Here is a 26181-nt window from a genome sequence, read left to right on the forward strand (position 1 = left end):
CCTTTTGGTCACCTATTCTCTTCGACGTGCCCGACGACGACCTGGTGTTCAAGGCGCTGGCGGATCCGACCCGCCGGTTCCTGCTCGACCTGCTCTTCGAGCGTGACGGCCGCACGCTCACCGAGCTGGAGACCCAGGTGGAGATGACCCGCTTCGGCGTCATGAAGCACCTGAAGCTCCTCGAAGAAGCCGGACTCGTCGTCGCGCGCAAGGAAGGCCGCGAGAAGCGGCACTTCCTCAACCCCGTCCCGATCCGGCAGATCCACGACCGGTGGATCGACAAGTACACCGAGCGCCGGGTCACCGCGCTCCTCGACCTCAAAACCGAGCTGGAAGGCGAAGAACCATGACGAACACCGTGCAGGTCCACCGCGTCTACATCAAGGCCACCCCGGAGCGGATCTGGGAAGCCATCACCAAGCCCGAGTGGACGCAGAAGTACGGCTACACCGGCCTCGCCGACTACGACCTCAAGCCGGGCGGCAAGCACCGCACCCGGCCGACGCGGGAGTTCATCGACGCGGGCTTCACCGGCGACCTCGTCGACGGCGAGGTCCTCGAAGCCGACCCGCCGCGCAAGCTCGTCGTCACCTGGAAGCTGTTGATGAGCCCCGAAGTCGCCGACGAGCCGTACACGACGCTCACCTACGACATCGAGGAAACGAAGACCGCGGGCACCAGACTCACCATCACCCACGACGTCACCGGCGCGCCGAACACCGCCGCTCTCGTGAGCGGGCAACTGGAAGACGTCAACGCCGGGCCCGGCGAGAACGCCGGTGGCGGCTGGAGCTGGATCCTCTCGGACCTCAAGTCCCTGCTGGAAACCGGCGAGATCCTGGCGTCCTGAGGGGTCTGGCGGGACCTGCCTCGCGCCGCTTCGAGGCAGGTCCCGCCAGGGTCTTCACACGCGCTGGGTCGCCGCCTTCAAGGCCGCCTTGGCGTCCTCCGAGGCACCCAGCGTGTCGAGTCCGAACAGGGCCGCGCCGACGACCGGGTTCACGTCGACGACGTGGACCACCGCGCGCGGCGCCACCTTCAGGCAGCGGCGCTCGATCTCCGCGATCACCGGCGCGCCGACCCCGGTCAGGACGCCGCCGCCGAGGACGATCTCCGGCGCGTCTTCGGTCAGGTCCAGTTCGCGGAGGATCACCGCCGCGAACACGCTGACCTCCTCGACGAACCGCGTCACGATGTCCTGCGCGACCTCGTCGCCCGCCGCCGCCACTTCGAACAGCAGCGGGCACAGGCCGTGGATCGAGGCCGGGTCGATCTCCTCGAAGTGCAGGCCCTGCACCACGTCCAGCAGCGTCGGCCGGTCGAAGTAGCCGGCGACGGCGGACAGCAACGCCGTCCGCGGGCCGCGGCCGTCTTCGGCGCGGACCGCCCACCACAGGGCTTCTTCGCCGAGGCGGTAGCCGCCGCCCCAGTCGCCGGAAATCTTGCCCAGCGCGGGAAAGCGGTGCACGCGGCCGTCCGGGCCGACCCCGGCGCCGTTGATCCCGGCGCCGCACACGACGGCGACACCCACCCCCGCGCTACCCGCCCGAAGCAGCGCGAGGGTGTCGTTGCCGACGGTCAGCGTGTCGCTCCAGCCGCGGGCCGCCAGCGCCGCGTGCAGGGCCTCTTCCTCGCGCGGGAAGTCGAGGCCCGCCAGGTACGCGGAGGTGTGCACCGCGGACGGCTTCTCGCCGAACGCGGGGTACGCCTCGAGCACCAGGTCTTCCAGCGCGGCGACGCAGGCCGCGACGCCGATGTTCTGCGGCGACGCGCCGGGGCCGCGGGACTTGCCGAGCACGACGCCGTCGTCCGAGATCACGAGGACCTCGGTTTTGCTGTTCCCCCCGTCGATGGCGATGACCGCAGGCTTCATCCGCGCGCCCACGGCAAGTACTCGCGGTTGATCCGCACGAGCGAGTCGGCGAGCGTGTCGGCCTTGCTGTACTGGCCGACGAGCGGGTGTGCGAGCAGGGCGTCGGCGACGCGGTCGCGGCCGCCCTTGACCGCCGCCTCCAGCGCGAGGAACTCGTAGGCCGTCGTCGCCGAAATCAAGCCCGAGAAGTTCGGCTCGACCGGTGGCTGCGGGATCGCAACCGCACCCTGGGAGTCCACAGTGGACCGGGACTCGATGACGGCGTCGTCCGGCAGGAACGGGAACGTGCCGTCGTTGCGGACGTTCACCACGTGCTCCTCGGCCGGGCCGCCCGCGGTCAGCGCGTGCACCAGCTGCACGGCGGCTTCCGAGTAGTAGGCGCCGCCGCGCTTCTCCAGCGACTCCGGCTTGGTGTTCTGCTCCGGGTCGAGGTAGATCTTCAGCAGTTCTTCCTCGACGTCGGAGACGACGTCCGCGCGCGGCCGCTCGGTGCACTGCTTGGTGACCTGCTCGTCGTGCGCGTAGAAGTACTTCAGGTAGTACGACGGCACGACGTTCATCCGCCGCAGCCACTCCGGCGGGACGCTGACCTCGTTGGACAGGTAGTCGAGGTGCTGGTCGAGCAGTTCCGGCAGCCGGTCGACGCCGTCGACGAGGGCGCCGCGCTCCCAGCTCAGGTGGTTCAGTCCGGTGTGGACGAGCTTGACGTCGTCCGCGCCGACGCCGAGCAGGCGACCGAACTGCCGCTGGAGGTTGATGGCGACGTTGCACAGCCCGACCGCGCGGTGGCCCTCGTTGAGCAGGGCGCGGGTGACGATGCCGACCGGGTTGGTGAAGTTGACGATCCATGTGTCGTCGCCCGCGATCTTGCGGACGCGGTCGGCGATGTCGAGCACCACCGGGACCGTGCGCAGCGCCTTCGCCAGGCCGCCCGCGCCGGTCGTCTCCTGCCCGACGCAGCCACACACGTGCGGGAACGTTTCGTCGGACCGCCGCGCCCGCTGGCCGCCGACCCGCAGCTGGATGAGCACGGCCGACGCGCCGTCGACGCCCTCTTCCAGCGACTGCGTGGTCTTGATCCGCGCCGGGTGGCCGGCGTGGTCGAGGAGCCGCTGGCTGAACCCGCCGACGGCCTCGACGCGGTAGGCGTCCGGGTCGACCAGCACGATCTCGTCGACGTCCAAAGTGGACCGGCGCCCGGCGATCCCGTCGATCAGCTCCGGCGTGTAGGTGGACCCGCCACCGACGACTGCCAGCTTCATCCCTTGACTCCCGTGAATGTGATGCCCTTGACGAACGACTTCTGGGCGAAGATGAACAGCACGATCACCGGCGCCATGATCAGCGCGGTCGCCGCCATCGTCATGTTCCACTCGACATGGTGCATGCCGCGGAAGGACGCGATGGCCAGCGAAAGCGGCCAGTGGTCCTGGTTCTCGCCGGTGTAGAGCAGCGGCCCGAAGTAGTCGTTCCAGGTGAACAGGAAGCAGAACATCGCGGTGGCCGCGATCCCCGGCTTGGCCATCGGGATCAGCACCCGGTACATGGCCTGGAACTCGGTGCAGCCGTCGATCTTCGCCGCCTCGATGTAGTCCTTCGGAATGGTGAGGAAGAACTGGCGGAGCAGGAAGATCGAAAAGGCGTCGAAGAAGAAGTACGGCACGATCAGCGGAACCAGCGTGCCGGTGAGGCCGAGGCGGACCCACAGGTCGTACAGCGGCACGACGGTGACCTGCGGCGGCAGCAGCATCGCCGCCACGGTCAGCATGAAGAACAGGTTCTGCCCGCGCCACTTGAGCTTCGACAGCCCGTAGGCCGCCGGGATCGCGGACAGCAGCGCACCCGCCGTCGCCAGCGCCGAATACAGCAGGCTGTTGCCGAAGTATTCGAGCAGCGGCGCCTTCTGGAACACCTTGACGAAGTTCTCGAAGTGCCATTCGCTCGGCCACAGGCTCGCCGTCATCGCCTGGTCGCTCGCCATCACCGCGGTGAGGAAGACGAACAGGATGGGCAGCATGAAGATCACGCCCATCGCGATGCCGACGGAATGCAGCGCGATGAACGACAGCCGCTTGTCCCAGTTCCGCTTGAACCGCACCTTCGGCGGTACGCCCGCTTCGCGCGGCGGCGCTTCGGCCACGGCGGTCATGCGCCCTCCTCCTGGTGCTGGGACTTCCGCAACTGCCGCACGAGAATCCACGTGAAGGCCGCGCTCACGATGAACAGCAGGACCGCCATCGCCGCCGCGTAACCCATGTTGAAGTAGCGGAAACCCTGGACGTACAGCCAGATCGGGTAGGTCAGCGTCGAGTTCTGCGGTGCCCCGATGAGTTTCGAGTTCCCGGCGACGTCGGCGGTACCCGCGCTCGCGGACGCCGCCACGATCGCCTGCGTGAAGAACTGCAGGGCGTAGATGATCGAGTTGACCACGCCGAACAGCAGCACCGGCGAGATCGACGGCAGCGTGACGTGCCAGAACCGGCGGATTGGACCCGCGCCGTCGAGTTCGGCGGCCTCGTATTGCTCGGTGGGGACGTCCAGCAGCGCGGCCAGGATGATGATCATCAGCTCGCCGGAGCCCCACAGCGCGAGCAGCGTCAGCGCGGGCTTCGACATGGCCGGGCTGTTGAACCAGAGGCCACCGTCGATGCCGACGAGCCGCAGGAACCGGTTGACCGGCCCGAATTCCGGGTTGAACACGAAGACGAAGGCCAGCGTCGCCGCCGCGGGCGGGGCGAGCGTCGGCAGGTAGCAGAGCGTCCGGACCAGGCCGACGCCCGACTTCAGCCGCGAGATCACCGAGGCGACGCCGAGGGAGAACACGACCCGGCAGACCGTCAGGACGACCACCAGCCACAGCGTGTTGTACGCGGCCGTGCCGACCAGGGGCTCGGTGGTGAACATCCGGACGTAGTTGTCGAACCCGACGAACGTCGGCGGGTTGATCAGGTCGTAGCGGGTGAAGGAGTAGTAGACGGTGGCGATCAGCGGGTAGCCGAAGAAGACCAGGAACCCGACGAACGCCGGTGCCATGAAGAGGAAGACCGTCCGGCGGCGCTTGGCCCGGCGGGCCCCCGCCCGCACCGTTGCCGGTGCGGACGGGGAAGCCTTTTCGGCGAGCGTCGTCATCCGCCCGCGCCCTTCTGCTTCAGTTCGTCGTCGATCTGCGCGTCGACCTTCTTGAGGCCTTCGGTCAGGTCGGGCACCGAGCCGGCCTGCCACTTCTCGGCGAAGTCGTTGACCGCCTTGAGGTGCGCGTCGCCGATCGGGGTGGTCTGGTTGGCCACCAGCTTGCCGCTGTCGTAGATGTCGAGGAACGTCTTGAACTGCGGCTGCAGGTCCAGCCGCGGCGAGGTGAGCGACGCCTTGGTGCTGGGCACGTTCTTCAGGCCGTTGGCCATGTCCACCAGCGTGTCGGTGTCCAGGGTGACCTGCTTGATCAGCTCCCACGCGGCGCCGGGGTTCTTGGCGCCCTTGGGGATGGCGATGATCGTGCCGGTGGTGAAGCCGCCGCCGTAGTGGTCGGCCATGGTGTCGAGCACCGGCGCGGGCGCGGTGCCGTAGTTGACGTTCGGCGCCTGGTCCTTGAGGAACGCGGTGCGGAACTCGCCGTCGTAGATCATCGCCAGCTTGCCCTTGTGGAAGCCGTGGTCGGCGGAGTACTCGTCACCGAGGCCGGCCTTGAACTGCTCGACCTTGGCGTGGCCGCCGTAGAAGTCGATCAGCTGCTTCTGGAACTCGAACATCGCCTTCCAGCCGGGGTTGGTGGCGAGGTCCGACTTGCCGTCGGGGCCGAGGAACGGCGCGCCGAAGTTCGGCGCCCAGTACTGGGCCTGGTTGGCGTAGAACGGCATCGAGGGCAGGAAGCCAGCGACCTTGATCGAGCCGTCCGGGTTGAACTCGGTGAGCTTCTTGGTGGCCTCGAACAGTTCCGACGTCGTCTTCGGCGGCGAGGTGATGCCCTTCGCCGCGAACATGTCCTTGTTGTAGTAGAGCCCGTAGACGTCGGCGAGCATCGGCATCGCGCACCGCTTGCCCTGGTACTCGGTGTAGTTGCGGACCGCTTCCGGGATCTGGTTCAGGTCGATCTTGTCGCGGTCGATGTAGGGCTTCAGGTCCTGGAAGCTGCCGGTGGAGCACCAGGCGCCGAGGTTGTCGGTGTAGAAGGAGATCGCGACGTCGGGCGGGTTGCCGCCGCGGATCGACTGGGTGAGCTTGTCGTCGTCCTGGTTGCCCTCGTGCTTGATCTCGATGTTCGGGAACTTCTGCTTGAGCTTGTTGAGGCCGGCGGTGACCACGCCGTACTCGCGGTCGGTGAACTTCGAGTACACGGTGATGGTGAGCTTGTCGTCCTTGCCGGGCGCGGCCGCCGCGTCACCCCCGCTCGGCGCGGCGGCGCCGGAGCAGGCGCTGGTCAGCAGGACGGACGCCGCGGCGGCGGCCGCCAACAGCGCGCCGCGACGGGTCCGGGTGGTAGGGGGCATGGCCCTCCTCCTCATCGGTTGGGGCTACTCGGGTGCTTGTCCTCGGTCCGGCGTGAGCCGAGGAGCGTGGGGGTGACGACGCCGAAGACGTCCTCGCGGGTTTTGGCCAGCGCGGACTGCAGAGCGCCCGCGCGAACGGCGTTGCCCTGCACGGAAGCGCAGCCGACGGGCGTGCGCGGCAGGACGAGTTCGTGCAGCTTTTCCTGCACCAGCGCGGCGAACGCTTCGCCACCGGCGCGGCTGGTGTCCCCGCAGAGGAGCACGAGCTGCGGATCGGCGACGGCGACGAGGTTCGCCACTCCCCCGGCGACCCTTCGCGCCAGGTCGTCGAGAAAGGGGCTTTTCCCGGCTTTTTCGACCGCTTCCCAGGCGGTCTCGGCTTCGATGCCGTGCGCGGCGGCGAGGCGGCAGATGGCGGGCGAGTCGACGAGGTTCCCGAACCGCGCCCCGGCTTCGGGCCAGACGTCGCCGGTGTCCACTGTGGCCGGATCGGGCACGCGCATCCAGTCGATCTCGCCGCCTCCACCGGTGGCCCCGCGAAGCAGCCGCCGCCCGATGACGACGGCGCCACCGACGCCTTCGGAGAGCCAGACCATGACGAAGTCGTCGACGTCCTGGGCCATCCCGACGCTCATCTCCTCGACGGCGACGAGGTTGACGTCGTTCTCGATGAGGACGTCGACGCCGAGTTCGTCGGAGAGCTTCTGCGGGACGTCGAAGCCGAGCCAGCCGGGGATGTGCGGGGCGGAGGAGAGCAGGCCGGTCCGCGGATCGAACGCCCCCTGCGCGCCGATCACGACGTGGGCCAGGTCTTCCCGCTTGATCCCGGCTTCTTCGGCGACGGTGGTGAGGGCCTCGCCGAAGGCCCCGACGACATCGGCGCCTTCGTGCACGGGAAGAGGAGCCCGGTACTCGGCGAGCACAACCCCGGCGACATCGGCGACGACGAAGTCGGCAACGTGCGGGGTCAGATCGACGGCGGCGACGAAGGCGAGGCTGCCGTTGGCGGCCCAGAGCTGGGCACGCGGCCCGCGCCCGCCACCCCGCACACCGGCCTTGATGACAAGGTTGTCCTGCTCGAGCCGGGTGATGAGCTGCGCGGTGGCGGGCTTGGAGAGCCCGATGGCGAGTCGAGCTCGGCACGCGTGAGGGGGCCTTCCCGGAGGAGGACCTCGATGGCGGCGCGATCGTTGATCTCGCGCAGCATCCGCGGGCTACCGGCTCGCACTCGTTCGTCTCCCCGACTTAATTAGGATACTTTACAGACGGTTTCCGGGGACTGTAGTGAGCCGGAGCACAGCCGTCAACGGTCTCGGCAAAAGAGCAGGTAACGCTTGCCCCGCCTCAAGCGCCCCAATGTGGCCTTCGGTGCGTCAGACGCAACCAAGGCGGCCTTCGGTGCGTGCGACGCAACCAAGGCCGCCTTGGGGCGCTTGGGGTCGGTTTCACACAGCGCAACGAAAACGGCCCCGGCGGGTAGCCAGGGCCGTTTGGTCGCGCTCTGTGGCGGGTCGTTACTCCTCCGCGTCCGCCCAGGCCTTGAGCATCACGCGGGCGATCGACGAGTTCCCCGGCAGGATCATCTCCGCTTTGCCGTCCGCGATCGGCGTCGGCCGTGCGCCCTCGTTCCTCAGCTGGCTGTTCTCGAACGCCGCGCGCACCTCCTCGCGTGACACCCACAACGCCTCTTCGATCTCGCCGTCCGCCGGGGTCAACGGCAACGACCGATCCGCCCGCGCCGTGAACCCCAGCATGATCGACCGCGGGAACGGCCACGGCTGACTCCCGAGATACCGCACGTCCGAAACGGAAGCGCCGACCTCCTCACGGATCTCCCGGACCACGCAGGCCTCGAGCGACTCCCCCGCCTCGACGAACCCGGCCAGCACCGAATACCGCCCCGCGGGCCAGATCGGCTGGCGCGCCAGCAGCACGTGCGACCCGTTGACGCCCTCCGTGGAATGGACCAGGCAGATCACCGCCGGGTCCGTGCGCGGGTACTCCTCGCGTCCGTCGTTCGTGCACTTGCTCGCCCAGCCGAACTGGATCAGCTCTGTCGGGTGTCCGCACCGCGTGCAGAACTTCGCCTGGCGACGCCAGAAGCGCAACGCCTGCGCCGTCGTGAACAGCCCCGCCGAGGTGTCGTCCAGCAGGTCTCCGTAGCCGCGCAGGTCGACCCAGACCTCGCCGTCCGCGCGCGGGACCTCCTCCACGAAACCCCAGCTGCCCGCCATCTTCACGGTGTCCGCCGAACCCGACGGCCCGCCCGGCAGCGACCAGTAGTCCGTGTCCTGCCACTCGCCGAGGAACACCGCGTCCGCCGGTGGGGCCGAGCCGAAGTCGATCGCCTTGCGGAACGCCAGCGTCGACGATCCCTCGACGACCGGGGTGCGCCCGGTGTCGTCCAGGAGGACGACCCGGGCGTCGGGCCAGCGCGACACCAGCCGCGACGGGTTGGTGCGCAAGCCTTCCTGACGGTCCACAGTGGACCGGGACAGGGTCGGCAGCGAGCCGAGACCGAAGGGGACGCTCATCAGGCGGGCTCGCCCACCACGACGTCGCCGAGGGACAGGAGCTTGTGTTCCAGCACCGCCGCGTCGCCGACCACCACACCCGTGAACCGCTTGGGCGCGAAGTAGTTCAGCGCCGCCTCGGCCACCTCGTCGGCCGTCACCGCCGCCACGCGCGCCGGGTGCTCGTTCAGCCACTCCAGGCCCAGCCCGGTCGACGCCAGCGCCAGCACCTGGCCGGCCAGCCCGGACTGCGACGACGTCGACGTCAGCAGCGAACCGATCGCGTACTGCCGCACCGACTCCAGCTCGTCGCCCGACGGCGGGACCTGGCCGAGGCGGCCCAGCTCGTAGCGGGTCTCCAGCAGCGCCGGGGCCGTCGCGCCGGTCGCGGTGTCCGCGTCGACGTTGACCACCGCCGTGCCGTCGGTGAACTCGAACCCGGAGTGCGCGGAGTACGTGTACCCCTTGCTCTCGCGGATGTTCTCCACCAGCCGCGACGAGAAGTACCCGCCGAAGGCCAGGTTCGCCAGCTGCAGCGCCGCGTAGCCCGGGTCCGTGCGCGGGATCGTCTGCGCCGAAAGCCGGATCTGCGACTGGACGGCGCCGGCGCGCGGCACCAGCAGCACGTTCGGCCCGGTCAGGTCCGGCAGCGGCGGCAGCCGCACGGCCGAACGGTCCGACGCCCAGCCGCCGAGCACCTTTTCGAGGTCACCGAGCACCGCGGCGGGGTCGATGTCGCCGACCAGCACCAGCACCGAACCGCGCGGCAGCACCGACGCCTGGTGCAGCGCGCGCACCTGCTCCGGCGTCACGACCGCGACGTCTTCGGCTCGCGGGACCTCGCGCGTCGCCGGGTGGTCGCCGTAGCGGTGCTTCTGCAGCGCCTCGCGCGCGATCGTGCGCGGCTGCGTCCGCGAGACGGCGATCCGCTCGACGAGCCGCTCCTTCTCCCGCGCGATCTCGTCGTCGGCGTACGTCGCGCCGGTGAGGACGTCGCCGAGCACGTCGAGGAACGTCGGCAGCTTCTCGGCCAGCGCGGATCCGGTCAGCACCAGGCGTTCCGGGTCGACGCCGGCGCCGATGTCGCCGCCGATCAGGGCCAGCTCGGCGTCGATCTCGATGCGGTTGCGGCGGGCCGTGCCGGTCAGGATCGTCTCGGCGAGCACCTCGGCCGTGGCCGGGTGCAGGGCGTCTTCACCCGCGAACGGGATCCACAGCCGGGCCTCGACCATCGGCACGGTCGCCTTGCGCACGGCCAGCACGCGCAGGCCGTTGCTCAGTTCGGTGTCCACATGGGACAGATCGGCGGCGGCGCGCTGCTCGCCGAGCGGGGGCAGCGGGCGGGGGCCCAGCGCGGTGCGGCCGATCTCCTCCGCGCTGCGGTGCGTTGCCGAAGTCACTGCTCGTTGTTCCCTTCCGAAGCGGGCTTGACCACCAGCACGGCGCGCGCGTCCGGGCGCAGCGCCTTCGCCGCCGCCGAGACGGCTTCCGCGGTGACGGCCGCCATCCGGTCCGCCAGCTTGTACACCAGCGACGCGTCGCCGTAGAGCAGCTCGAACGAGCCCAGCGCCAGCGTCCGCGAGACGAGCCTGTCGTGCTCGGAGTGCAGGCTCGCCGTCCAGCGGGCCGTCACCTTGCGCAGCTCCTGCTCGTCCGGCGGGGTCTCGGCGAGCTTCTCGAGCTCGTCGTCCAGCGCGGCGAGCACGCGCTCGCGGGGCACCTCGTGCGGGTGGATGAGGGTGATGGTGAACGTGTCGGGGTCGCGCGCCTCGAACGGGCCGAACAGCCCGGCCCCGGCGCCGATGTCGACGACCAGCGGCTCGCGGTGCACCAGACGCTGCTGCAGGCGGGAGCCGTCGCCGTCGGTGAGCACGCCGGCCAGCACGAGGTAGGCCAGGTAGCCGTCGACGTCGTTGATCGGGTCGGGCATCCGGTAGCCGATGCCGAGCGCGGGCAGCGGCGCGTGCGGGTCCTCGACCTCGCCGCGCAGCTCTTCGGTCGGCAGCGGCTCGGCGAACGAGGGCCGCACGGGCGCGGGCCGGTGCGGGACGTCGCCGAAGTGCTTCTCGATCAGCTCTTTCGCCGTGTCGACCACGAAGTCGCCCGCCACCGTGAGCACGGCGTTCGCGGGCGAGTAGTACGTGTCGAAGAACGCGGCGCAGTCGTCCACCGTGGCGCTCTCGAGGTCTTCGAAGCCGCCGTAGCCGTTGTGCGCGTTGGGGAACGTCGAGTACAGGACCGGCGGCAGGGTGATCCAGGGGAACCCGCCGTAGGGCCGGTTCAGCACGTTCAGCCGGATCTCTTCCTTGACGACGTCGATCTGGTTCGCCAGGTTCTCGGCGGTCAGCTTCGGCGCGCGCATCCGGTCGGCTTCGAGGAACAGCGCGCGCTCGAGCGCGGCGCTCGGCAGCACCTCGAAGTAGTCGGTGTAGTCCGGGTGGGTGGACCCGTTGAAGGTCCCGCCGCTGGACTGCACGTGCCGGAAGTGCGCGAGCTTCTCGAGGCTCTCGGAGCCCTGGAACATCAGGTGCTCGAAGAGGTGCGCGAAACCGGTGCGCCCCTCCGGCTCGGAGCGGAAACCCACGTCGTAGTGCACGCTGACGCCGACCACCGGCGCGGTCGCGTCGGGTGCCAGTACCACGCGCAGACCGTTGTCGAGGGTGTATCGGACGAGCTCGGGATCGGCCATGGCCCCACCCTACGACGGGTCGGCGGTCGCGTGCGTCCCGGCTCGTGAGTGAGAAACAGTGTTCTAACCCTGTTTCACGCTCACGAGGCCCTGGAGGCGACCACGGCGGGCGGGAGCGAACGTGCCCGCGAGCGCCGTCGCGAAGGATCCGGCCTGGTCAGGGGCGATGCCGCCGGCGTGCCAGTACACCGGCGGCGGGTGGTCGAGCCCGGCGAAAGCGGCCACCCACGGTCCTAGTTCGCCCAGAGCGAGCGCGTACGGGAGGCCGCGGGAGAACACCAGCTCGCGCTCGGGCTTGGTCAGGTCCTTGGGCTTGACCGACGCCAGCTTCTCGGCCACGCCACGCAAGCGTCGCGCCACGTCGAGACCCGCTCGCCGCCGCGCGGGCAACGCGGCCGAGGCCACGACGGCGGCGGCCCCGGCCAGCACGACGATGACGCCGAGCTGGGCATATCCGACTGTCAGGGTCAGCAGGACGGTCAGGAAGACGCCGTAGAAGACGATCCGGATCCCCGCGCGGCCGAGCCGCCGCGGCCGTCCGGCGAGCCAGCCGCGGGCGACGAGGTCGGCGTCCAGTTCCGCCCGCGGGAGGTCGACGTGCCGCTGCCGGAGTTCGGCGAGCGTCACCGAGTCATCCGGCACGACGGCCGCGAAGACGGCACGTTCGAAGGCACTCAGGTGCTCGTCGGGCGGGTTGCGGCGGGCCAGCCGCCACCCGGTGTCCTCGGCGCTCACCCAGAGGTAGTTGCGGACGGCGAGGTCGAGCACGGTCGCGGCCAGGTCCGCGGGCCCGGCGCGGCCGTCCAGGAGGACGCCGACGTGGCCCGGCAGCACCCCCTCCGGCGACGCGAACTCGCCGCCCTTCGCGACCAGCTCGACCTTCGGCGCGTCCGCGGTGTCAGCGTCCCGGCGCCGCGTGAGCCAGACGAGCGCGGCCGCCACCAGCAAGAGCGCTCCGAACGCCGCCCACGCCCAGGCGACCGGCGCGGTGAGCACGAACGCGCCGCCGATCGTCGCCGACGGGACCAGCTTCGCGTTCTCCGGGACCGTGCCCGGCGGCAGTTCCACCGTCGCCGTCATCCGCTGGCCCGCGGCGAGGTTCTGCTGGCTGAACCGGGTGAGCCCGGCGTGGTCGATCTGCGCCGCGCCGCACGCGAAGTCCGAATCCGGCGGCCCGGCGAGGCAGTCGACGGCGGTCGGGATTTCGGGTGCGGCGAACGAGGCGCGGATGAACTTCAGGTCGGCGTTCCAGCCGCCCGCCAGCTCCCAGGTGACCTGGTTCCCGGCGACCGCACCGTCCACTGTGTACCGGACGAGCGACGTGCCCGCGGTGAGGTGGACGGTGAAGGCGTCCTTCTCCAGCTGGGCGTTGCCGCGACCTTCGATGGCGACGTCACGGACGGTGTAGACGCGGTCGCGGTGGTGCGGCGCGGCGACTCGCAGCGCGACGCGGCGGTCCATCGTCATGCCGGTGGGCACGGAGATCGCCTCGACGACCGACAGCGAGCCGTCGCGCTGCACCTTGAGCTGGATCTCGGCGCTCTGCGGCACGGTCGGCAGTGGCGGCTGGTCTTCCGTCGCGACCGGGGCCGCGGCCAGGAAGAGCGCCAGCGCGGCCGCGGCGAGCACTAGCGGGTCGCGGCGGCGCGGCGGGACTCGGTGAGGAGGCCGTCGAGCGCGGTCAGGAACGACGGGAAGTGCGTGCCGAAGCGGCGCAGGTCGCGGTCGGTCTCCAGGCCGCCGTACCAGTAGAGCCCGGCCGAGCCGTCCGACGCCGGGTTCAGCGCGGCGAAGGTGCCGAGCCAGCGTTCGGTGTCGCCGAGCACCACCGCGTACGGCAGCGACCGGGAGAACACCAGCTCGCGGTCGGCGGGCGGGATGTCCTCGGCTTTGGCGTGGTGCAGGTAGTCGAGCAGGCCGCGGACCTGGCCGACGAGCGCCCGCCCGCGCGCGGTGCGCGACGGCAGCAGCGCGGCCGCCGCGGCGACGGCGAGCCCGGCGAGCGCGACGGCGACGCCGAGCAGCGCGTAACCGGCGGTGAAGGTGAGCACGGCGGTGGCGACGAGGCCGAGGGTGAAGATCCCGGCACCGAGCCAGGTCAGCCGTCCCCGCGCGGCGCCGGGGCGGCGCGAGAACCAGCGCTTGGTGACGACGTCGGCGTACATGGCGTCGCTGATCCGGCGCAGGTCGAGCCCGCCGCGGGCGCGCAGCTGCGAGACGAGCACGGAGTCGGTGCCCTCGGGCAGCAGCGTTTCGCAGACGGCGCGTTCGAAGTCGTGCAGGTGCTCGTCCGGCGGGTTGCGGCGGGCGATCTGCCAGTCGGGCCCGGGGACTTCGGCGAGCCACAGGTAGTTGCGGACGGCGAGGTCGACGACGGTGGCGCTGATGTCGACGACGTCCACGGTCTCGTCGACGACGGTGCCGACCTGGCCGGGCAGCACGCCGTCGGGGCTGGCGAAGAAGACGCGGTCGCCGTCGCGCAGCAGCACCTCGACGGGTCCGGTGGCGGCGTGCAGCGCGCCGGCGTCCTGCTTGCGGCGTCGCCACACGAAAATGCCGCCCACGACGAGGAAAGCGAGCAGGAGCGCGAAGACTACGCCGGTCAGCGGCGTCAGGGCGAAGGCGTTGGCGAGCAGGCCGATGGGGGCGAACTCCGCGGTCGCCGGGACGGTGTTCGCGGGCAGCCCGACGAGCAGGTCGACGCGGTCACCGGGCCGCACGTCGTTCTGTTCCAGCCGCACGACCCCGGTGTGGTCGAGCTCGGCGAGGGTGCAGCGCTGGTTCGAGCCGAGCGGACCGGCGAAGCAGTCCACAGGGGACAGTCGCGGCGACGGCGCGATGAAGGACGCGGTGAGCTTGGCCAGCGGGGCGTCGAAGCCACTGGCGACCTGCCACCGGGCCTGCTGACGGCCGCTCTGGTCGGCGACGGCGCCGTCGACGCGGTAGGTGACGGTGGCGGCGCCGCCGGTGAAGGTGAGGACGAGCTGGTCGGCGGTGAGCTGTCCGCTGGCGGCGCCCTCGGTCTTGACGTCGCGGATGGCGAAGACGCGGTCCTGGTCTTCACTGGCGGGAACCTTGAGCGGAACCCGCGAGGTGAGCTGCTTCCCGCCGGGGACGGTGACTTTTTCGGTGACTTCGAGCGAGCCGTCGCGAAGGAGTTTGAGGGCGACGTCGGCGGTGGGCCCGTCCGGCGGCTGGACGTCGGTGCCGGTGAGGAGCTGGGGTTTCTTGACCTGGTCGGCGGGCAGGTTCGGCAGCACGGGCCCCGCGGAGGGCCCGTCATCGGCGAAGGCGACCCCGCTGGTGGCCAGCAGGGCGGCGACCGCGACCGCGATCCCCCATTTCATCGACACAGCACCACACCCTAGAGCACTCGATCTATGCTGACGCCCGGAACGGCGAGATCACCGCAGGTACGCCGGTTCCGACGGGGAAATCGCACGGGGGGTTCCGCTTCGATGACGCAAGGCCCGCAGGGTCCCGGTTCGTGGGGCTCGGGTCCGGTGGGTCCTGGGCCGTGGGGCTCGGGGCCGCAGGGTGCCGGGCCGCAGGATCCGCGACGCCCGCTGCCGCCGCCGGGGGCTCGGCCGCTGCCGCCGCCCGTGCCGCGGCCTCTTCCCCAGGGGTCGCCGGGTGGACCGGGGCGCGGTGGATCGGGTGAGCCGGGCCAGCCGCCGGGTGGGCCGCAGGGGCCAGGCGCGCCGCACGGTCCAAGCTGGCCGCAGCCAGGTCCACCGCCGCGTGGACCGCAAGGTACTCAAGGCTTTCCCACCCCAGGCCCTCCGTCCGGGCCCTACCCGCAGTCCGGCACCGCACCCTTCGGCCGCCCAGTCCCACCGGCCGGGGCTCCCCTCCCACCCCCGGTCGCCGCCGCTGCCTTCCACCCCGCCTACGCCGGACCACCGCCGGGCTCGCCGTTCGGGCCTCGGTTCGCTCCCGGCTACACCCCCTACGTCGCGAAGAAGTCCAATGCCGGGGTGATCGTCGCCGTGGCGATCATCGGGATCGTCGCCGTGGTCGGGGGGCTCGTCGCCGCCGTCGCGCTTGCCGGGGGCGGTTCGCGGCACGTCGCCGATGCCGGTTACTCCAGCACCTATCCCACCTACAGCACCACTGAAGAGACCACCTCCGAGACCACCGAATCCGAAGAAACCACCACCAGCGCGACCCGCACCACCACCGAACGCGCGACGCCGACGTCGCAAACCCCGTCCGGCCCGCGCTCCGTGCCCCGGACCGGCGACAACCCCCTCTTCGGCCGCGCCGACTACGGCCTGCAGAACATCCCCTGCTCGCTGACCCGCTGGGCGACCGACCAGAACAGCGTCCAGCGCTTCTTCCAGTCCGGCATCGCCTGCCTCGACGCGATGTGGTCGCGCATGCTCGGCGCCGTCGACCTGCCGTTCGAGTCGCCGAACCTGTCCGTGCCGCGGTCGATCTCGGAGTCCTCGACGCCCTGTGGCAGCGGGGGCACCACCACCGGCGTCACGCCCTTCTACTGCCCCACCAACAACACCATCTACATGCCGATGGACCGCATCGAGATCGAAACGTGGGGCAACCACCCCGGCCCGTACCTCTCGATCCTGGCCCACGAGTACGGCCACCACGTGCAGAACCTGTCCGGCATCACCGAGGCCTACGGCGACCAGCGCTACGACGCGGGCGCCGACTCGGCGGCGGGCCTCGAGCTTCTCCCGCCGCATGGAACTGGAAGCCCAGTGCTTCTCGGGCATGTTCCTCGGCTCGGCGTCGGTCTCCGGCGGCTCGGTCGACAAGAACATCTACAACGAAGCCTGGAACGCCCAGGACCGCGGCGACGACTACGCCCGCAACGGCAAACGCGACCACGGCAGCGCCCGCCACAACATCAGCTGGTGGCAACACGGTGCGACCAAGAACCGCAACCAGCAGTGCAACACGTGGCTCGCCGCCTCGAGTGACGTTTCCTAGCTCGGCGGCGTGAACGGGTTCTCGACCGCAGTCCCCGACGGCGGAGTCGGGGGGTACGTCTCGGCCGCCGACCGAGGCGACGGCTCGGCCGCGCCCGCCTGCGGCTGGCCCGCTCCCGCCTGCGGCACGCCGGAACCCGCCTGCGGCTCGGCCGAACTCACCTGCGGCGAGCTCCAGCCCGCCTGCGGCTGAGCTGATCCACCCTGCAGCACGCCCGCCGCAGCCTGCGGCTGGGCCCAACCCGCGTGCGGCTGCCCCGCGGCCGGATCACCGAACGGCCCGCCAGCCGCATACCCAGCCTGCCCGAAGCCCGCCTGCGGATACCCAGCCTGCCCGACCCCCACCTGCCCCCGCGCGGCCTCGACCCGAGCCGTATAAGCCTGGAACGCCCGCGCGTGATCCCGCCGCCGCCGTTCGGCGAGCACCGCCGCCAGGAACGCCCACGGCGGCACCCCCGGTGGCACCGCCGTCCCCAGCGCGTTCCCCACCTGTTGCGCCAACCCCCAGCCCAGCGCGTGCGACGCCTCCGGCCGCAGCTCCGAAAACCGCGCCAAGAACTGCCTGCTCGCCAACGCGAGGTCGTCCGGCAGCCGAGTCAGGTCGAGCTGGGCCGCCCAGCCTTCGAGCCCCGGCGGCATCCCGATCGCCGGGTACCCCGTGCTCTCCGGGACCCGCTCGCGGACCACCAGCGTCCCGGCCAGGAAGTCGCCGACGCGCCTGCCGTCCGACGAGCACAGCGACACGATCACCGCCACCGCGCCGAACAGCCCCAGCGTCCAGAAGTCCACGACGAACCCCGCCAGGCCGCGCACCAGGGCGTGCCGGAACCGGATCGGGCCGCCGTCGACGCGGACCACCCGCAGGCCCACCGCCATCTTGCCCAGGGACCGGCCGCGCGAGAGCGTCTCGAACAGCACCGGGTAGCCGACCATGATCAGCACCAGGAACACCAGCACCAGCGTCAGCGCCAGGGCTTCGTCGTCGGCCGGCACCGCGATCGTCAGCGCGAAGATCGCGCCCACCAGCAACGCCAACTGCACGAGCACGTCGAGCGCCATCGCCAGCGCCCGGCTGGCGAGCTTCGCCACGCGCAGGTCCAGGACGACGGCTTCGCCGGTGACCAGCTCGGATTCCTCGTGCACGCCACCCAGCGTATCGACGGATAGGGTGGCCTGGTGGATGTGGACGTCTTCGTCGCCGCGCACACCGCGGAGTGGACCCGGCTCGGCGAGCTGGCCCGCCGCGGCGGCAAGCTGACCGGCGCGGAGGCCGACGAGCTGGTGACGCTCTACCAGCGCACCGCGACGCACCTGTCGATCGTGCGGTCGGTCGCGCCCGACCCGGCGCTGATCGGGCGCCTCTCGGAGCTGGTCGCCCGCGGCCGGAGCGCGATCTCGGGTTCGCACAACCCGGCTTGGCGCGAGGTCGCCCTGTTCTTCGCGCGCCGCTTCCCCGCCGCCGTCTACCTCTCGCGGCGCTGGTGGATCCCGGCCGCGCTGGTGTCGATCGCGGTGATGGCCGTGATCGCCGTCTGGGTGGCGGGCGACCCGCACGTGCGGGCGGCGATCGCGACGCCGGACGAGCTGAACGAGCTGACCCGGCCCGGCGGCGAGGCCGAGAGCTACTACTCGACCGGCCCGGCGTCGTCGTTCGCCGCACGCGTGTGGACGAACAACGCGTGGGTCGCCGCGACCTGCCTCTTCCTCGGCATCGCGCTGGGCCTGCCGGTGATCGCCGCGCTGTGGGCGAACTCCCTCAACGCGGGCCTGATCATCGGCGCGATGAGCGCGGCCGGCCGCGGCGACGTGATGATCGGCCTGCTGCTGCCGCACGGCCTCCTGGAGCTGACGGCGGTGTTCATCGCCGCCGGGACCGGCCTCAAACTCGGCTGGACGGTCATCGACCCCGGCCGCCGGTCACGCACGAAAGCGCTGGCCGAGCAGGGCCGGTCGGTCGTCGTGATGGCGCTCGGGCTGGCGTGCGTGCTGTTCGTGTCCGGGATCATCGAGGCGTTCGTGACGCCGTCGGGCTGGCCGACGTGGGTCCGCGTCGGCATCGGCGGGCTCGTCGAGGTGCTGTTCCTGGGCTACGTCTTCACCCTCGGCCGCCGCGCGGCTCGCGAGGGAGAAGTCGGCGACCTCGACGCCCGGGACGCCGGGGACGCGCTGCCCGAGTCAGCATAGGCACGAGCCTTCGAAGGCGATCGACGATCCGTCGTCGAGCCCAGCCGTCCCGACGAACCGGGCCTCGAACTCGCCCGGCTCGGTCAACGTCAGCTTGGGGCTCGCCGCGCTGCCGTCCGCGCCCGTCTTGGCCGACGCCGTCTCGCTGCCGCCCTCGAAGACCAGGACGTTCTTCGGGCGGGCCGCGCGGACGTAGAAGTTCACCGGGACGTCCGCGGCGGGCTGGCCGTTCTCGCCGATCACCCGGACCACGAAGGGCGCGCCCGGGTCCTTCGACGCCAGGCGCTGGCCGTTGCCGGACAGGATCGCCAGCGTCCGGCCACCCGCCGCCCACGTGTTCGCGATGCCGGTCAGCGAGCAGACCTCCTGGTACAGCCGGGCGCCCGCGGTCGCGGCTTCGGCCGTGAGGCAGCGCGCGGTCGCGACGTTCGCGATCTCGACCAGGCCCGGCAGGCCCGCGACGCGCCGCCAGGACTGGTGTTTGTCCTTGTCGTCGCAGGGCGCGAGCTTCACCGCGACGCCGTCGACCGGGCTCGCCGCGGTCAGGCACTGTCCACTCGGGACACTCGTGAAGTGCTGCGACGTCTTGTCGTACGTCCACTTCGCGTTCGGGTCCGCCGCGTCGGCCAGCACGGCCTTGCCGTCGACGGCGGCCAGGGAGAGCTTGCCCCCGCCGTCGGCGAGGTAGACGGGCGAGCCGTCGGCGGCCGAGGCCGTGCCCGGCACGGAGACGGCGAGCAGGACCAGGCACGCGATGAGCGGCTTCCGCATCCTTCGGGCTTAACAGCCGTGCGGGCCGCGCACCACCGCAGCCACTCTGCCGGGTAATTCGCTTGCCCTCCCCTCGGGGGACCGCTGCACTGTGGCGGCGAACCCGAGATCCGGAAAGGCAGCGATGGAGATCCGTTCCACCACCGACGACGACCTCGACGTCTTCGTCGACGCCGTCCACGCCGCGTTCGGCCGCTTCCCGGAGACGCCCGCCGAGAGCGGCGGCGGGCTCTGGTGGTCGGCCTTCGAGATGGACCGCAACCTGGTCGCCGTGACGCCGGAGGGGCTGCCCGTCGGCACCGCGGGCGCGTACTCCTTCGAGCTGACGCTGCCCGGCGAGGTCGTCGTCCCGGTCGCCGGGGTGACCGCTGTCGGCGTCGCGCCCTCGCACCGCCGCCGGGGCGTGCTCAGCGCGTTGATGCGCCGCCAGCTCGCCGACGTCCGAGCCCGCGGCGAAGCGATTTCCGTGCTGCTCGCCTCGGAAGCCGTGATCTACCGCCGGTTCGGCTACGGGCCGGCGACGTTCACGCAGAAGCTCAGCGTCCCCCGTCGGCAAGCCGATTTCGCCGTGCCACGCGCGGAAAGCACGGACTCCGGCACGGTCGAGCTGCTGCGCCGCGCCGAGTGCGGCGACCTCCTCGAAGAGGTCTACGACGCCTACCGCCGCGCCCAGCCCGGCGCGTTGTCCCGGCCACATCGCTGGTGGGCCGCGAAAGCGGGCCAGCCGCCGATCACCGCGGCCCCGCGCCACATCGCCGTCCACCGCGACGCCGATGGCGTCCCGGACGGGTACGCCAGCTACGCGGTCGGCGACCCCGACAACACCTTGACCGTCGACGAGGTCATCGCCGCCGACGACGCCGTGTTCAGCGCGCTGGCCCGGTTCGTGCTCGGCCACGACCTGGTCACCGAGGTCGTGTTCAAGCACGTCCCGCCCGGCCACCCGCTGCGCTGGCAGCTGACGGACCTGCGCGCCTGCCGCCTGAAGGACGAGACCGACTGGCTCTGGGTGCGGCTGCTGGACGTCCCGCGGGCGCTGGCCACGCGCGGCTGGTTCGCCGACGGCGAGCTGGTCCTCGACGTCGACGACCCGTTCCTCGGCGAGCGCGGCCGCCACCTGCTGACGGTCCGCGACGGCAAGGCCGAGTGCGTCCCGACCGACCGCGAGCCCGACCTCTCGCTCGACGTCAGCGACCTCGGCTCGGTCTACCTCGGCGGCACCCCGCCGAGCACGCTGGTGCGGGCCGGGCACGTCCGGGCCCACCACACCGACGCGGCCGCCCGCGCCGACGCGCTCTTCCGCACCGAGCGCGTCCCGCACTGCGTGCACTGGTTCTAAAGGCGGCCCGCCGCCTTCAAGGCCAGGTACCGGTCGGCCAACGCGGGCGGCAGTTCCTCGGGCACGGCGTCGACCACGCTGACGCCGTGCCGGGCCAGGCGTTCGGTCACCTTCTGGCGCTCGGCCACCGCTCGCGACGCGGCCGCCGCGTCGTAGACGGCTTCCGCGTCACCGCGACCGGCGAGCATCTCCGCCACCCGCGGGTCCGCCACCGACGCGACCACCAACTGGTGCCGCGCGGTCAGGGAACTCAGCACCGGGAACAGGCCTTCCTCGAGCGGAGCCGCGTCGAGGCCGGTGAGCAGCACGACCAGGGCGCGGCGGCGGGTGCGCCGCAGCACCTCGGCGACCATGCCCCGCGCGTCCGTTTCGATCAGCGACGGCTCGAGCGGCGCCATCACGTTCACCAGCGACGTCAGCAACGCCGGTCCAGACGAGCCCTGCACCGCCGCCCGCAGCCGCCGGTCGTACGCGAGCAGATCGACGCGGTCACCGGCCCGGGAAGCCAAGGCCGCCAACAACAACGCCGCGTCCATCGCCGCGTCGAGGCGGGGTGCGTCGCCGACCCGGCCCGCCGAGACGCGGCCCGTGTCGAGCACCAGCACCACGTGCCGGTCGCGTTCGGGGCGCCAGGTCCGGACCATCACGTCGGCCGCGCGGGCGGTCGCCCGCCAGTCGATCGAGCGGACGTCGTCGCCGATCACGTACTCGCGCAGCGAGTCGAACTCCGTGCCCTGGCCGCGGATCAGCACCGCGTTGCGGCCGTCGAGCTGCTGCAGCCGCGCCAGCCGCGAAGGCAGGTGCTTGCGGCTGTGGAACGGCGGCAGCACGCGGACCGTCCACGGCACCTCGTGCGAACCCTGCCGCGCGGCCAGGCCCAGCGGGCCGACCGACCGGACCGTCACGCGAGCCGCTGTCCGGTCACCGCGGCGCGTCGGGCGCAACGCCGTCACCAAGGCCCGGCGCTCCCCCGGCGGGACGCGCAGGGCGTGCCGGTCGGCCGCGCCCGCGCTCGGCGGCCAGGCGTCGCGCAGCTGCCCGCGCACCGTGCGACGGCCGGGGTTCGCGACCACCAGCGTCACCTCGCACGGCTCGCCGAGCCGCACGGACGTGTCGCCGGAACGCCGGAACGTCAACGGCCGCACGCCGCCCGCCAGCACGAGGTCGACGACCACCAGCACCAGGAGCACCCCGCCGACCAGCAGGATCCCGGTGTCCGACGGCACGAGCAGCCCGACCACCAGCGCGCCGAACAGCGCGAGCAGCCCGAGCCTTCCGGTGACGGCCATGTCAGCGCGGCACGGGCACGGACGCGAGCACGCGGTCCAGCACGCCGTCCGCGGTGACGCCCTCCAACTCCGCCTCCGGCCGCACGTCCAGCCGGTGCCGCAGCCCGGGCCGCGCCAGGGCCTTGACGTCGTCGGGCGTCGCGTAGTCGCGTCCGGCGAGCCACGCCCACGCGCGCGCCACCGCGAGCAACGCCGTGGCACCACGCGGGGAAACGCCGATCCGCACCGACGGCAGCTGCCGCGTCGCCCGGCACAGGTCGACGACGTACCCGATCACCTCGGGCCCGACCGTCACCCGCGCCACGGCTTCCCGCGCGGCCGCGAGTTCCGTCGCCCCGGCGACGGACTTCAGCCCCGCCGCCGCCAGGTTGCGCGGGTCGAAGCCCTGCGCGTGCCGCCAGAGGATGCCGATCTCGTCCTCACGCGACGGCGTCGGCATCGTCAGCTTGAGCAGGAACCGGTCCAGCTGCGCCTCCGGCAGCGGGTAGGTGCCCTCGTACTCCACCGGGTTCTGGGTGGCGATCACGATGAACGGGTCCGGCAGCGGCCGGGACTTGCCGTCGATCGAGACCTGCCGCTCCTCCATCGCCTCCAGCAGCGAGGACTGCGTCTTCGGCGGCGTCCGGTTGATCTCGTCGGCGAGCAGCAGGTTCGTGAACACCGGCCCCTCGCGGAAGGAGAACTCGCCGCTGTGCGCGTCGTAGACGATCGAGCCGGTGACGTCGCCGGGCATCAGGTCCGGCGTGAACTGCACGCGCGTGGTCTCCAGGTCCAGTGCCGCGGCCAGGGCCCGCACCAGCAGCGTCTTCGCCACGCCGGGGACGCCTTCGAGCAGGACGTGCCCCCGGCAGAGCAGGGCCAGGATCAGCCCGGTGACCGCGGCGTCGTTGCCGACGACGGCCTTGCCGACCTCGGCGCGCAGCGCGATCAGCGCGTCTCGGGCCCCGGTCGCGTTTTCGCTGGTCAAGTTCGCCCCGCCTCTCGTTCCACCCTGTCCAGTTCGCCCGCCAGCCGGACCAGCGCGACGTCGTCGGTCACCGGCGGGCCGTAGAGCACCGCGCCCACCTCGTTCGCCGCGCGGCCGGTGCGCGTGGCCACAGCCGTCACCAGCGCCGCCGCGTCGGCGTCGCGGGGCAGGCCCAGTGTCGTCCGCAGCCGGGTCCGCGCCGCCTCCCGCAGCGTCTCACCCGCGTGGTCGGCCGCCTTCGCCCGCCGGTACAGCCGGGCGCGGCCCTCGGCGGTTTCGGCCGCGCGGACGACGATCGGCAGCGGCTCGGTGACCACCGGGCCGAGCCGCCGCGCCCGCCACAACGCCAGCAGTGCCACGGCGATGAACGCCTGCGCGGCACCGTAGTACCAGCCGTCCGGGATCAGCTCGAAGATCGACTTGCGGGTGTCGTCCAGCCCCGGGTCCGTCGTCGACGGCAGGTACCAGACGAGCTTCGGGTGCTGCCCCAGCAGGTGCAGCGCCAACGCCGCGTTGCCGTCCTGGGCGAGCCGGTCGTTGGTCAGCGGCGCCGACGTGCCGAGCAGCGTCGTCGTGCCGCCCGCGTCGGCGAGCTGCAGCAGCGTGCCGCCGCCGTCCTCGCCGGGGTAGCACGAGCGCGCGCCGGGCGAGGCGTAACCGATCCCGCCGAGGGTGACGTCTCCGGCGGCGACGGCCGCGGCGACCGTGCACTGCGGGCTCAGCCTGCCGACGTCGTTCTGGCCGACCGGGTGCACCAGCGGCAGCGAATCGTGGAGCGTCGGCGCGCCCGGCGTCACCATGACGACGTCGGCCGCGTGCTCGCGCAGTGCGTCGAGCCGCTTCGCCGGGACCAGGTCCGGCTGGGTGACCAGCAGCGTCGCGTCCTCGCCGAGCTCGTCGTCGGCTTCGGCCATCGTGTGCGCGGTCCGGACGTCGACGCCGTGGTCGCGCAGGAGCTTCGCGAGCGCGTGCGCGCCGCCGGGTTCGTAGGAGCCGGGTTCGAGCGCGCCGTGCGTCTGCTCGCCGCGGCCGAGCAGCAGCAGGGCGCCCGCGGCGAAGATCAGGAGGACGAGGGCGAGCGGAACCCGTGCGCCACGCCAGATCCGGCGCAGGTCCGGCGAAACCGAAGTGCTCACGAGTCCGCCAGCGCGACCGGCCGCTCGCGGCGGCAGCGTTCGTCCAGCTCGGTCAGGGCGCGGTAGGCGGCTTCGGTGCCGTCGCGGCCGCCGTAGTGGACGTCGTCGAACAACCGCGCGCCTTGCCGCAGTTCGTTCGCGACGTTCGGCAGCAGGACTCCGGCTTCGGCGGCGGCTTCATCCGCGGTCCGGCCCGAGCGCGTGTCGAGCAGGGCGCGTTCCTCCAACGCCCGCACCACGGCACGGAAGCGGTCGCGGACGGCGTCGTCGTACCGGCCCGCGGCGGCGGCCTCGGTGGCCAGACGGCGGTAGTCGGCCGCGCTCTGGCGCTTCCCGCCGAAGACCACCCGGCCGGCCCGCGCGGTGCGGGCGACCTTGCCGGTGCGCAGCCGGACCACGACGACGAGCACGATCAGCAGCACGACGACCAGCAGCAATCCCAGCGGCCCGCCCGGAACGACCGAAGACAGGCCGTTGAGCACCTTCTCCAGCTGCTCGCCGAGCCACTGCCCGATCTGCTGCAGGATGTTCGGCTGCGCGTCCCGGTACTTCGGGTCGCTCAGCTCTGCCACCGCCGCGCGCCGGGCATCGTCCCGGTCGATGTCGACCGGGACGTCGGTGAGCAGCAGCGTCACCATGCCTGCGGCGGCTGCACCCCGGCCGCGCGGGCCAGCTCGATGTCCATGCCCTCGCGGCGCATCCGCTGGTCGAGGTAGACGATCACGGTGACCAGCGTGACGAACGGGATCGCGATGGTGCCGGAGACGATCTGGCCGGCCGAGGCCAGCAGCAGGTCGCCGGTGCTCGGCACGTACACCTTGCCCGGGTTCAGCACCTGGTCGAACACGCCGGTGCCGAAGGTGAACGGCAGCTGGATGATGTTCTCGAAGAACGACTGGATGACCTTCGCCAGCACCAGGACGCCGAGCACCCGCCAGAACGCGCCGGCGACCAGCTTGACCGTGCGGGAGAACGCGGCGCGGAACGTGCCGCGCTCCAGCACCAGCGCCGGGGCGGCCAGCGCCCAGAACACCCACGCCACCACGCCCGGGATGACGCAGAGCATCAGGCCGACGGTGGTCACCAGCGCGTAGACGAACGCGACGCCGAACAGCGGCAGCAGCCGCGGCTGCACCTCGCGCCACACGATGCCGAAGGTCACCTCGCGGCCGAGCGCGGCGCGGCCCATCACCGCGGCCATCAGGCCGGTGGTGATCGTCAGCAGCAGGGTCGTGATCAGCAGCGTCGGGATCAGCGCGAGGAAGACGTCGCCGAACGCGCCGAACACGGCGTTCCGCAGCTCTTCTTCGGTGGCGCCGGGACCCAGGTTGGCCGTCGCGGTCAGGTCTTCGAGGTCGGCGAGCACGTACCGCTGCACGAGGAAGGCGAGGCCGGCGTTGAGCACCGCCACCACCGCGCCGATGCCGAGGATCAGCAGCGGGTACCGGCGGATCGCGGTGATCGCGCCGTCGAGGATGTCGCCGATGTTGAGCGGCCGCAGCGCGATCACGCCGGGTTTGCCGAGCCCGTGCGGGCTCCAGCCCGGCTGCGGCGTGTACCGCGGCTGCTGGGAGTAGGGCGGCAGCGCGTCCGGCTGCCAGCCCTGCGACGGCGCGGGCGGGGCCGGCTGACCGGGCGCTTGCCAGCCGGGCGGCGGCGTCGCCTGGGTGTCCGGCGCCTGCCACCCGCGCGGCGGCGTGGCCGGTGACTCCGCGTGAGCGTCACCCGGTTTCGGTTCACCCGTTCCAGGGGCGGGAGCCTGGGGGATCCCCTGGCTCGGTGTCGGCGTGTCGGCGCCCTCTCCGCCGGGCGCGCCACCGGTGTCTGTCATCGAAGCCCCTCGCCTGCAGTACCTGCTTGACCACACTCTCTCAGAGCCGCGGAGACCCGGCCAGACCTGGGGTGACGTCCGCGAGTGGTGACGGCACGCGCACGGACGGGTGCGAGAGCCCCCGTTCCCCCGATATGCTGAACGCCGGTCCGG

Annotated in this window: 21 protein-coding genes and 3 pseudogenes; 6 read left to right on the forward strand and 18 right to left on the reverse strand. The window is 71.8% G+C overall.

Annotation, left to right across the window (positions count from 1 at the left end):
- The first annotated feature begins 26 nt into the window (after nucleotides 1-26).
- Together QP939_RS06730 and QP939_RS06735 are read left to right on the forward strand one after the other, a co-directional pair.
- Nucleotides 27-350 carry an ArsR/SmtB family transcription factor gene (locus tag QP939_RS06730; RefSeq protein ID WP_285455693.1) on the forward strand — a complete coding sequence of 108 codons (324 nt, stop codon included), beginning with the start codon at nucleotides 27-29 and terminating at the stop codon, nucleotides 348-350.
- Nucleotides 347-850 (forward strand): SRPBCC domain-containing protein, encoded by a 504-nt coding sequence (locus QP939_RS06735; protein ID WP_285455694.1) that lies wholly within the window; start codon nucleotides 347-349, stop codon nucleotides 848-850. Before QP939_RS06730 ends, QP939_RS06735 begins: the two co-directional genes overlap by 4 nt.
- Nucleotides 851-904: 54 nt before the next feature.
- Here the strand turns inward: QP939_RS06735 and QP939_RS06740 are convergent, their stop codons facing one another.
- From QP939_RS06740 to QP939_RS06790, 11 genes and pseudogenes are all read right to left on the reverse strand, one after another.
- Complete coding sequence (locus QP939_RS06740; RefSeq protein ID WP_285455695.1) at nucleotides 905-1873, reverse strand: N-acetylglucosamine kinase; 969 nt, start codon at nucleotides 1871-1873, stop codon at nucleotides 905-907.
- The gene (locus QP939_RS06745; protein ID WP_285455696.1) at nucleotides 1870-3135 is read right to left on the reverse strand and encodes a 6-phospho-beta-glucosidase; all 1266 of its coding nucleotides are present in this window, start codon (nucleotides 3133-3135) and stop codon (nucleotides 1870-1872) included. The genes QP939_RS06740 and QP939_RS06745 overlap by 4 nt, the downstream gene beginning before the upstream one ends.
- Nucleotides 3132-4022 carry a carbohydrate ABC transporter permease gene (locus tag QP939_RS06750; RefSeq protein ID WP_285455697.1) on the reverse strand — a complete coding sequence of 297 codons (891 nt, stop codon included), beginning with the start codon at nucleotides 4020-4022 and terminating at the stop codon, nucleotides 3132-3134. The genes QP939_RS06745 and QP939_RS06750 overlap by 4 nt, the downstream gene beginning before the upstream one ends.
- Complete coding sequence (locus tag QP939_RS06755) at nucleotides 4019-5002, reverse strand: carbohydrate ABC transporter permease (protein ID WP_285455698.1); 984 nt, start codon at nucleotides 5000-5002, stop codon at nucleotides 4019-4021. The genes QP939_RS06750 and QP939_RS06755 overlap by 4 nt, the downstream gene beginning before the upstream one ends.
- Nucleotides 4999-6357 carry an extracellular solute-binding protein gene (locus tag QP939_RS06760; protein ID WP_285455700.1) on the reverse strand — a complete coding sequence of 453 codons (1359 nt, stop codon included), beginning with the start codon at nucleotides 6355-6357 and terminating at the stop codon, nucleotides 4999-5001. The genes QP939_RS06755 and QP939_RS06760 overlap by 4 nt, the downstream gene beginning before the upstream one ends.
- 11 nt (nucleotides 6358-6368) lie before the next feature.
- A pseudogene (locus QP939_RS06765) lies at nucleotides 6369-7564 on the reverse strand (ROK family transcriptional regulator).
- 307 nt (nucleotides 7565-7871) lie between these two features.
- Complete coding sequence (nudC, locus tag QP939_RS06770) at nucleotides 7872-8891, reverse strand: NAD(+) diphosphatase (protein WP_285455702.1); 1020 nt, start codon at nucleotides 8889-8891, stop codon at nucleotides 7872-7874.
- Entirely contained in the window at nucleotides 8891-10270 is a 1380-nt protein-coding gene (locus QP939_RS06775) for a M16 family metallopeptidase (RefSeq protein ID WP_285455703.1), read from the reverse strand. Before QP939_RS06775 ends, nudC begins: the two co-directional genes overlap by 1 nt.
- Nucleotides 10267-11559: a M16 family metallopeptidase gene (locus QP939_RS06780; RefSeq protein WP_285455704.1), complete on the reverse strand. Its 1293-nt coding sequence runs from the start codon at nucleotides 11557-11559 to the stop codon at nucleotides 10267-10269. Before QP939_RS06780 ends, QP939_RS06775 begins: the two co-directional genes overlap by 4 nt.
- Nucleotides 11560-11622: 63 nt before the next feature.
- Nucleotides 11623-13188: a DUF2207 family protein gene (locus QP939_RS06785; RefSeq protein WP_285455705.1), complete on the reverse strand. Its 1566-nt coding sequence runs from the start codon at nucleotides 13186-13188 to the stop codon at nucleotides 11623-11625.
- Nucleotides 13188-14906, reverse strand: a complete 1719-nt coding sequence (locus QP939_RS06790; RefSeq protein WP_285455706.1) for a DUF2207 family protein — start codon at nucleotides 14904-14906, stop codon at nucleotides 13188-13190. Before QP939_RS06790 ends, QP939_RS06785 begins: the two co-directional genes overlap by 1 nt.
- Nucleotides 14907-15926: 1020 nt before the next feature.
- On the opposite strand from QP939_RS06790, the pseudogene QP939_RS06795 reads away from it, so the two are divergent.
- Nucleotides 15927-16154, forward strand: a pseudogene (locus tag QP939_RS06795) (neutral zinc metallopeptidase); the annotation flags it as partial.
- A gap of 109 nt (nucleotides 16155-16263) precedes the next feature.
- Nucleotides 16264-16512 (forward strand): neutral zinc metallopeptidase, encoded by a 249-nt coding sequence (locus tag QP939_RS06800; protein WP_285455708.1) that lies wholly within the window; start codon nucleotides 16264-16266, stop codon nucleotides 16510-16512.
- Nucleotides 16513-16793: 281 nt separating this feature from the next.
- Here QP939_RS06800 and QP939_RS06805 read toward each other — a convergent pair.
- Nucleotides 16794-17654: pseudogene (locus tag QP939_RS06805) on the reverse strand (RDD family protein); the annotation flags it as partial.
- 33 nt (nucleotides 17655-17687) lie between these two features.
- Between QP939_RS06805 and QP939_RS06810 the strand changes: the two are divergent.
- A complete protein-coding gene (locus QP939_RS06810) occupies nucleotides 17688-18695 on the forward strand; it encodes a stage II sporulation protein M (RefSeq protein ID WP_285455709.1) in 1008 nt (335 codons plus the stop codon).
- On the opposite strand, the gene QP939_RS06815 is transcribed toward QP939_RS06810, so the two are convergent.
- On the reverse strand, nucleotides 18687-19466 hold the full coding sequence (locus tag QP939_RS06815) for an RICIN domain-containing protein (RefSeq protein WP_285455710.1): 780 nt from the start codon (nucleotides 19464-19466) through the stop codon (nucleotides 18687-18689). The two genes, QP939_RS06810 and QP939_RS06815, sit on opposite strands and share 9 nt — an antisense overlap.
- Before the next feature lie 124 nt (nucleotides 19467-19590).
- On the opposite strand from QP939_RS06815, the gene QP939_RS06820 reads away from it, so the two are divergent.
- A complete protein-coding gene (locus QP939_RS06820; RefSeq protein WP_285455711.1) occupies nucleotides 19591-20805 on the forward strand; it encodes a GNAT family N-acetyltransferase in 1215 nt (404 codons plus the stop codon).
- On the opposite strand, the gene QP939_RS06825 is transcribed toward QP939_RS06820, so the two are convergent.
- The 5 genes from QP939_RS06825 to QP939_RS06845 are packed head-to-tail and all read right to left on the reverse strand — an operon-like array spanning nucleotide 20802 to nucleotide 26028.
- Nucleotides 20802-22094: a DUF58 domain-containing protein gene (locus QP939_RS06825; protein WP_285455713.1), complete on the reverse strand. Its 1293-nt coding sequence runs from the start codon at nucleotides 22092-22094 to the stop codon at nucleotides 20802-20804. The two genes, QP939_RS06820 and QP939_RS06825, sit on opposite strands and share 4 nt — an antisense overlap.
- A gap of 1 nt (nucleotide 22095) precedes the next feature.
- Nucleotides 22096-23061: an AAA family ATPase gene (locus tag QP939_RS06830; protein ID WP_285455714.1), complete on the reverse strand. Its 966-nt coding sequence runs from the start codon at nucleotides 23059-23061 to the stop codon at nucleotides 22096-22098.
- Entirely contained in the window at nucleotides 23058-24197 is a 1140-nt protein-coding gene (locus tag QP939_RS06835) for a DUF4350 domain-containing protein (protein WP_285455715.1), read from the reverse strand. Before QP939_RS06835 ends, QP939_RS06830 begins: the two co-directional genes overlap by 4 nt.
- Nucleotides 24194-24835: a DUF4129 domain-containing protein gene (locus tag QP939_RS06840; RefSeq protein WP_285455716.1), complete on the reverse strand. Its 642-nt coding sequence runs from the start codon at nucleotides 24833-24835 to the stop codon at nucleotides 24194-24196. Before QP939_RS06840 ends, QP939_RS06835 begins: the two co-directional genes overlap by 4 nt.
- The gene (locus tag QP939_RS06845; RefSeq protein WP_285455717.1) at nucleotides 24829-26028 is read right to left on the reverse strand and encodes a hypothetical protein; all 1200 of its coding nucleotides are present in this window, start codon (nucleotides 26026-26028) and stop codon (nucleotides 24829-24831) included. The genes QP939_RS06840 and QP939_RS06845 overlap by 7 nt, the downstream gene beginning before the upstream one ends.
- Between the last annotated feature and the right edge of the window lie 153 nt (nucleotides 26029-26181).

The sequence above is a fragment of the Amycolatopsis nalaikhensis genome (assembly GCF_030264295.1).
GTDB classification, from domain to species: Bacteria; Actinomycetota; Actinomycetes; order Mycobacteriales; family Pseudonocardiaceae; genus Amycolatopsis; species Amycolatopsis nalaikhensis.